The organism is Colwellia sp. MB3u-8 (assembly GCF_014076985.1).
In the GTDB taxonomy this organism is placed as follows: Bacteria; Pseudomonadota; Gammaproteobacteria; order Enterobacterales; family Alteromonadaceae; genus Cognaticolwellia.
Genome location: NZ_JACGVA010000044.1, coordinates 1 through 6,871 on the forward strand (window position 1 = coordinate 1; position 6,871 = coordinate 6,871).

At 37.3% G+C, this 6,871-nt stretch carries 6 protein-coding genes; 3 read left to right on the plus strand and 3 right to left on the minus strand.

Annotated features, from left to right (window positions below; all coding sequences use genetic code 11):
• A partial coding sequence (locus tag H4J54_RS04670) for a hypothetical protein (protein ID WP_182189775.1) occupies positions 1-348 on the minus strand: 348 nt, incomplete at its 3' end.
• Between the two features lie 288 nt (positions 349-636).
• Here H4J54_RS04670 and H4J54_RS04675 point away from each other — a divergent pair.
• Positions 637-1,263, plus strand: a complete 627-nt coding sequence (locus tag H4J54_RS04675; RefSeq protein ID WP_182189776.1) for an AAA family ATPase — start codon at positions 637-639, stop codon at positions 1,261-1,263.
• Between the two features lie 3 nt (positions 1,264-1,266).
• A complete protein-coding gene (locus H4J54_RS04680) occupies positions 1,267-1,494 on the plus strand; it encodes a hypothetical protein (RefSeq protein WP_220464155.1) in 228 nt (75 codons plus the stop codon).
• A gap of 1,170 nt (positions 1,495-2,664) precedes the next feature.
• On the opposite strand, the gene H4J54_RS04685 is transcribed toward H4J54_RS04680, so the two are convergent.
• Positions 2,665-3,717: a replication initiation protein gene (locus H4J54_RS04685; RefSeq protein WP_182189777.1), complete on the minus strand. Its 1,053-nt coding sequence runs from the start codon at positions 3,715-3,717 to the stop codon at positions 2,665-2,667.
• Between the two features lie 1,250 nt (positions 3,718-4,967).
• On the opposite strand from H4J54_RS04685, the gene H4J54_RS04690 reads away from it, so the two are divergent.
• Positions 4,968-6,125, plus strand: coding sequence for a hypothetical protein (locus H4J54_RS04690; RefSeq protein ID WP_182189778.1), 1,158 nt, complete (start codon positions 4,968-4,970; stop codon positions 6,123-6,125).
• Between the two features lie 9 nt (positions 6,126-6,134).
• Here the strand turns inward: H4J54_RS04690 and H4J54_RS04695 are convergent.
• Positions 6,135-6,871: hypothetical protein (locus tag H4J54_RS04695; RefSeq protein ID WP_220465735.1), on the minus strand; the 737-nt coding region annotated here is incomplete at its 5' end.

A 6,871-nucleotide genomic window follows, 5' to 3' on the forward strand; every position in this document is an offset into this window, starting at 1 on the left:
AGCAAGGTCTTCAGTTAAATTTCGTAGTTCTGTTCTTTGACGCTCTATTGTCGCCTTTAGCACTGTTGCCTGTTCTACCATACGGTTGTCTATTTCGGTGTTTAATGCGGTCACAAAGTGCGGAGACATGCGTGTTTGCTCTAGCACTTCGATTAATTTGGCATCTTTTAGTGTGTGCCATTCTGTGACAAATTTTGAAATCGTGCTTTTTCCCCAATTGATGCCTGGTCGAGCTGCAACTGTTCGTGATGAAATTTCGACAACCCCCTCGGATTGCATGGTTTCACATTCCAAAAATACTAATTTACGTTGTTCGTCACTGTTGTTGATTTTGATTGAATCGCTCATTTTTAACACCTGTGTTTGATTTTTTAATTAACATTATTATATCAGATTTTCTGGACACTGGACAGTGGACATTAAGCTTAATAATTAACTGTCCAGTGTCCAGTGTCCAGAAAAATAAGGAACGTTCCAAGTTTTCAAATGAATTATCGGAGCTAAAAAATGGGACGACTGGCTCATTTAACTAAGTTTTTTACTGGTTAACATAATGCATAATGCATACTTGCAACTAATCGCTAAAATGCTAAAATGCTATTTAGCATTTTAGCGATTAATTAAAAAGGGAAGCGTATGATAATCAGTAATTTATCGCAAAAGGGAGGCGTAGGTAAGAGTAGTCTTTCACGGACTATAGCTGTCGAGCTAACGCGTGCAGGTTGGGATGTTCTTCTTGCAGATATTGACCCATCACAACGAACAGTAAAAAATTGGAGCGACAAAAGGCGCGATACTGTAGATATAGAGCCAAAGGTTAAAACCCAAGATTTTAAAGTTACAAGTAAAGCATTAGTTTTGGCTGGTGATTTTGATTTACTAGTTATTGATGGTGCGCCACACGCCACGCAAGGCACTTTAGATGCCGCAAAAGTATCTGATATGGTGATACTCCCTACAGGTACCAGTATTGATGATTTAGAGCCTCAAATTGGTTTAGCGGCCGAGTTGGTTTCCAACGGTGTTGAACGAGAAAGAATTTGGTTTGTTATTTTCAAAACTTCTTCAGATGCTGAAACTCGCGGAGCGATTGATGCTATTCGCGAGTATAATTTCAATGTATTCGATGAGGCTATTGCACATAAAACAAGTTATTCCCAAGCTCTAGACCGTGGTTATTGCTTAACTGAAACGCGAGTAAAATCTCTAAATGAAAAAGCAGGTCTTTTGATAAAAGCCGTTGTTAAAAAAATTACGGAGTAAATAATGAAAAAAGGTATAACTATAGATGCCCCTAAGCCTAACTCAAAAAAAGTTGTTATTAACGCAGTCCAGAACACCACCAAGAAAGAATCTGGTAAGTTGGTGGACCTCAACTTTAAAGTCCCGATTGAGGTTAAGCGAGCTTTTAAGGTACTTGCAAGTGAACACGATATGACTCAGAAAGAACTACTGCTAAAGGCTATTGATATAATTACTAAAGAAATGTCATAGCTCTTTTTTTTGAATGCTAAATCGCTAAATCGCTAAATAGCCATTTATAAATCAGGCAAAACAATAAGCCCTGCAATAGGTTTGGTATTTGTTACAAATTTCCTTAAATTAATTTAGAAAGTTAAATAACATACCACCATAGCCACCATAGCCACCATGGTGATCAGTTAGCCATTAAAAAAGCCACCTAAGGTGGCTTTAGTTTTTAGTTTTTGTCTATTGGTTTTGGCGGTAATAGTGCTGGAAAACATGGAATTGTAACTATTAAATCTACAACTCCTCCAGTCCATATTACGACGCAAACAATAGCGAATAATGTTATGTATTTGATCATTGTTTTGCTCTCGATGGAGCTAGTCATCATCGTCACATAATGAATTAGCTCTATACCTGTTGTTACCTGCTCGATGAGCAGCTGGGCCCAATGCCTGGTCAAATGAAAATTTGTCATTCAACACATTTTTGTTGTACATTAATAGAGTCACATAATGAATCGGCTCTTCTGAACTATTGGCGTAGTTCGTTAAGCCTCATCAATACCGCTTAATTGCGGTATTTTTTTACCTGACTTGAGACAAGATACATTAGCACCCCTTGGAGAAACAAGGGTCTTTGGAATTTAAAGCTCTGTTTGCCTTTTTCAGATATCACCTATCCTAGTCTGTTCCAAAATAGAATAGACTACGTCCTCTTTGTCCGATACTGAACAATAGCGGACATAGTTTGTTTATGATTTTATTGGGTTTTTATTTTTTTCTAGCTGAAACTGTCTGGTTTTGGTTTATTATTTTGTTCTGCGTGAAATTTGCAGCATGATTGACTCTAGTATGCGCCCTGTTTTCTGTTAAATATACATTCCTATACCATTAGGTTTATCCGACAGTTGGAGGCTCTTAGAGGAGCTTAGAGGAGCTTTAATTGTTTTGGGTTTTGTGTGTACGGATTTTCCAACATATTTAGAATAGATTTGTTTTTTTTTGATGGCCAAAATTTGGTGTTGTTGCGTAGTTTTGTGATCAATCTGTCAGTGGAGAGAGTTTCAATCGGCGAGTTATTTGGATTCTGTATTGATTTGGTGAGATAGAGATTGGAACTCTATTAACTGAGCTTTTAGGCGCTATTAAGAGGTTGACCTAATCCAGTTCTACAGCATGGTTATCTGATGTACACCTAATGAACCCCTATTTTCCAATAACGTTTGATAGTGGAAAGTGATTTACCAGTCAGTTTTTTTATCGCTGGTTTGGTGACTTTACACCCTGTTTTTTCAAGAATGAGAATTGCATTCTTGATTTGGGTTATCGAACTATCGACTTTTTGTTCTGCTGTTTTTATTGCTGCGTAGGTTTGTTTGTCTGTAAGTTCCAGTTGATGATTTTTGTTTGTATCTCGACCACGATTTTTACTCGTTCCTGTTCCTGTGTATTCAGTCCAAGTCCAGCGAGCGATGCTTTTAGCTGTGCTGTTAATTGAGGAATAGGCTAGTGGGGTGTTGAATGTGTTGAGTGAAGTAGCTTTGGTTGATAATGAATTCAGCCATTGTTCAAAACTCATGTTTTGTTTAGCTGATTCTACGCGGCTGTATGCCCACCATCTCAATTCGTCGAATAGAATACAATGCCGCCCAAGCCCTTCAGATTCCCTTTTGGGTGTTTTTACTAATGTTTTTAGATCTACGTATTGTTCAAGTTCTTGAAGCGAATATGTTTCATGCCTGGTGACAAGGGCGGTCCATTTTTCATGTATTGGATTTTTCGCTAGGTGATCAGAATATCCAATATCGGATTGTAATTGTATTCTAAGCGCCCGTTGAATTGCTGCAATATATTTACGCGGTTTTATGCGTGAATTGTCAGTAATAGGCACTGGAGTTGTTAGCATGTAGTAGTAGTGGGCATGACCATTAACGGGATTAATGACAATCCAGTTAGGCTCTGGAGCCCCGACGTCTTTCCAGTGATCTTGTGCATTCCAGTAGGCATTGGCGCCCTTTGGTTTATCCATATCAAAGACAAGGCACCTGATCAAATGGTTTGGGTTATGCTGGATGATGGATTTTTCAATCGCGCGGTCTCGGCGTAATTGATACGAACCAGTTTTAAAATTATCTGTGCAATATGGGTGATATGGGAGATCGTCATAATACAATTGTTCAGCAGAACAGTTGAAATTAATCAGCAATTGAGTAGGCGCATTTCTTTTGAAATTACTGTTGAGTTGCATACACCCTGAACTTATCGCAAATTATTGCGTAATTCAGAGTTGCATTATTTTTGAAAATCATTAATATTGCCTCTGTATTTGTGTGAATTAACCCTGCAACGAGAAGCGACAACTTCTGTGACTTGCGGGGTTTAATTTTTTCTAGCCTCAGAAAAAATTAACTCAACCATGTTGCCCCATATTTACAAACCTATCAACGACTAATTTCTCATCTAAAATAATATTATATTTGATCCTGATAATTAATAGAAAATCTGATTATGCTCAAACAGTTAACCCTCTGGATCCTATATGTATTCGTTCGTTGTTTTTTTTGCATCTCCGATGCGGCCATAGAAAAAATAAATCACACCTAAAATTATTTATCCAACCCAACCCTACTTAAGATCCGGTTTTTTGGACCACTAAAGTTTCCCTGTTTGCTGATTCATCTTTATCTTTTGAACTGTTTTTTGTTGTTTTGGAACCATGAAGGTTTTTTGACGAGTCGAAAAGATGAATGGTTTTGATTTTGCTTTTGAATCTTATTGAATGGAGGGATTTTAAAATGGATTTTTGCGCATTCTCATGCGCCCATTTTAAAATTTCTTCATCCAATTAGATGTTCGGGAACCGTTATTTGATGTGTTAAAAAAAAAGGGCTCACGTGTTTTTGTGAGGGTACCCTTTTTTTTAACACATCAAATAATGGGCGGAGCGGCTCGGTTTTTCTTTCCCGTAGTTTTGGTTCCGGTACAACAAATGATGGGTATTTGCGCATTCCATGCGCCCATTATTTGTTGTACCGGAACCAAAATCCAGGGCGCGGCTGGCAGAATTTCGTGCTGTGGAATAGGGTTATATTTATTACATAAAATCAGACCTTTTGGGTCGTCGGAACGGCGAGCAAAAAGTCGATTTAATGTTTAAATATTGCCCTGTTTCACAGTCGTAATGCCGACAAACCTCAACGCGAGGGCTAAGATTTGAGGTGAACGCAGTGAGCCCAAATTCTTACCGATGGGTTGGGGTTTGTCGGGATTACGAAGTAATTCTGGCAGCCGCTTTTCGTGTTGTAGCAGCTGTATTTTGCGGAGCAAAATCATCTGGTACAGCCGAAAACAGTACGCAGTAGAGAGATTCATCTCTCGTATGAGTGTGCACTGTTCGCCCTACCAAAAAAGTGTTTTATTTTTTTGGTAGGGCGAATGGGTTTTCGTCCTTTTCGTACTTATTTAAAAAATATATTTTTTAAATAAGTACGAAAAGTTATGACGGATAACAAAAAACAAAAACCAAAAAAATCGCCCATGTCGCGGACCAATCTTCGTGCTAATGAGTTGGTGATAAATACGCTGAGATGCATCCAATTTTACGATTGGTTGACAGCGTATCAAATTGCAAAATTGATACTAAAAAATGACACTAAAAAACCGGTTCACCAAATAAAAAGAATTTTAAAAAGATTAGTAAAAGACAAATATGTTGATGAATATATTTTACTCGCGAGCGGCTCTAAAAATATAAAAGCCTATAAAATTCGAAGGCGGGGAAATTTTCTTTTGAAACAGCATCATTCTGTCATTGGTATTTCGAGAGCGGGTATAAATGCAAAATCTCGCCAGTACCATCGTTTTATTACAAATGAAATTTTGATTCAATTTATCAGCGGCCAAAACTTAAACGGCGAAAATTTTTACGGTTGGGACAGGCTGTCTGAACTAAATAATATATCAGTCGACTGTGTTTTTACCGAACTGCAAATGGCAACGTCAAAAACTGTTGTAAATATTCAATTAGGGAATTTACCAGATTGTGCGATAAAAGATAACGACGAAAACCATTTGCTTATAATTGAAGTGGAGAATTCTGTTCGCAACATAAAAAACAAAAAATCACAATTACGAGCATGGTTGGATCCATTTATTTCTGCCACCATGCAAGGCGGGAATAAATCGGTATGGCCCGACAAACCGGATTCCGATAATGACTGGTCGTCATTTTTATATTCCACACAATTATTTGTTTGTTCAAATGAAGAGATTTTTAGAGCAATCTATCGTCACGTATTCAGAATGGTGTATGAAAACATACGCGAAGATCACGAAACTTATGTGGAGTACAGTGAATTATCGCCAGAAATGTTAACGAATGATGTGATTATTGATGCTCGTAAACGATTGAAAGTTATCAAAAAAAAGATATCAAACATTAACGACAAGATTTTTTTTGTCGTTCTCGATGGTAAAAAAAGTTGGACTGATCCATTTCAAAATTCAAGACTTTTCGAAATTGATTCAACAACAGATTACAATCGCGCATTCAAAAGACAGAGCACATTATTGACCCCACCAAATATTTTTAATTATCGATATAAACAGTTGGATGAGCAGCGGCCGACATTGTTCAGTCGACTGCGTCCCTGGTAATTAGTTTTTTTATTTATTTTGTTCTAATCGGGCCACATTTTTTTCTGCATTTTCTAATTTTACAGCTAGGGTCGATCTGTCAATATTCGCGTTTGACAGTTCGGTTTCAGCTGCTGCCACTCGTTTTTCTAATTCTGTAATTTTGTTGGCGTCTGTGTTTATTGAATGAGTTAGTTTTTTGTTGGTTTCCAAGTGAATATTTGTTATTTCATTTTTCGATTTCAGTTCACTCTCTTGCCCAATGATTTTTTGTTCGAGTTTGGCTATTTCCTCTTTTTTATCTGTTATTTCATCATTTTTCTTGCGTAAATATTTATTGATTTCATTCGTCTCTGTGGCAAGTTTTTTGTTTTCAGAATCCTTTGTTTCTGCAATATTTCGTTGTTTTCCAAGCTCTTCAGTTTTGTTGTTGAGGTTTCCATGTAAGATTTCAATTTTTCCATTTAATTCGATGATCGATTTGTTTAATCGAGCCGTTTCTTCATTATATTTATTGTTTAATGTCTCGACAGTTTCGTTATATTTAGCGTTGAGGTTTTTATGTTCTGTTTGAACTTCCGTTGTTTTTGTTTTTAGTTCTGACGCTGCAACCTGTGCTGTTGTGAGACCTTGCTCAGTTGCAGCAAGGTCTTCAGTTAAATTTCGTAGTTCTGTTCTTTGACGCTCTATTGTCGCCTTTAGCACTGTTGCCTGTTCTACCATACGGTTGTCTATTTCGGTGTTTAATGCGGTCACAAAGTGCGGAG

Coding starts and splice junctions, on each gene's coding strand:
- H4J54_RS04685 (WP_182189777.1), bottom strand. CDS start 3,717: ATGCAACTCAACAGTAATTTCAAAAGAAATGCGCCTACTCAATTGCTG.
- H4J54_RS04675 (WP_182189776.1), top strand. CDS start 637: ATGATAATCAGTAATTTATCGCAAAAGGGAGGCGTAGGTAAGAGTAGT.
- H4J54_RS04690 (WP_182189778.1), top strand. CDS start 4,968: ATGACGGATAACAAAAAACAAAAACCAAAAAAATCGCCCATGTCGCGG.
- H4J54_RS04680 (WP_220464155.1), top strand. CDS start 1,267: ATGAAAAAAGGTATAACTATAGATGCCCCTAAGCCTAACTCAAAAAAA.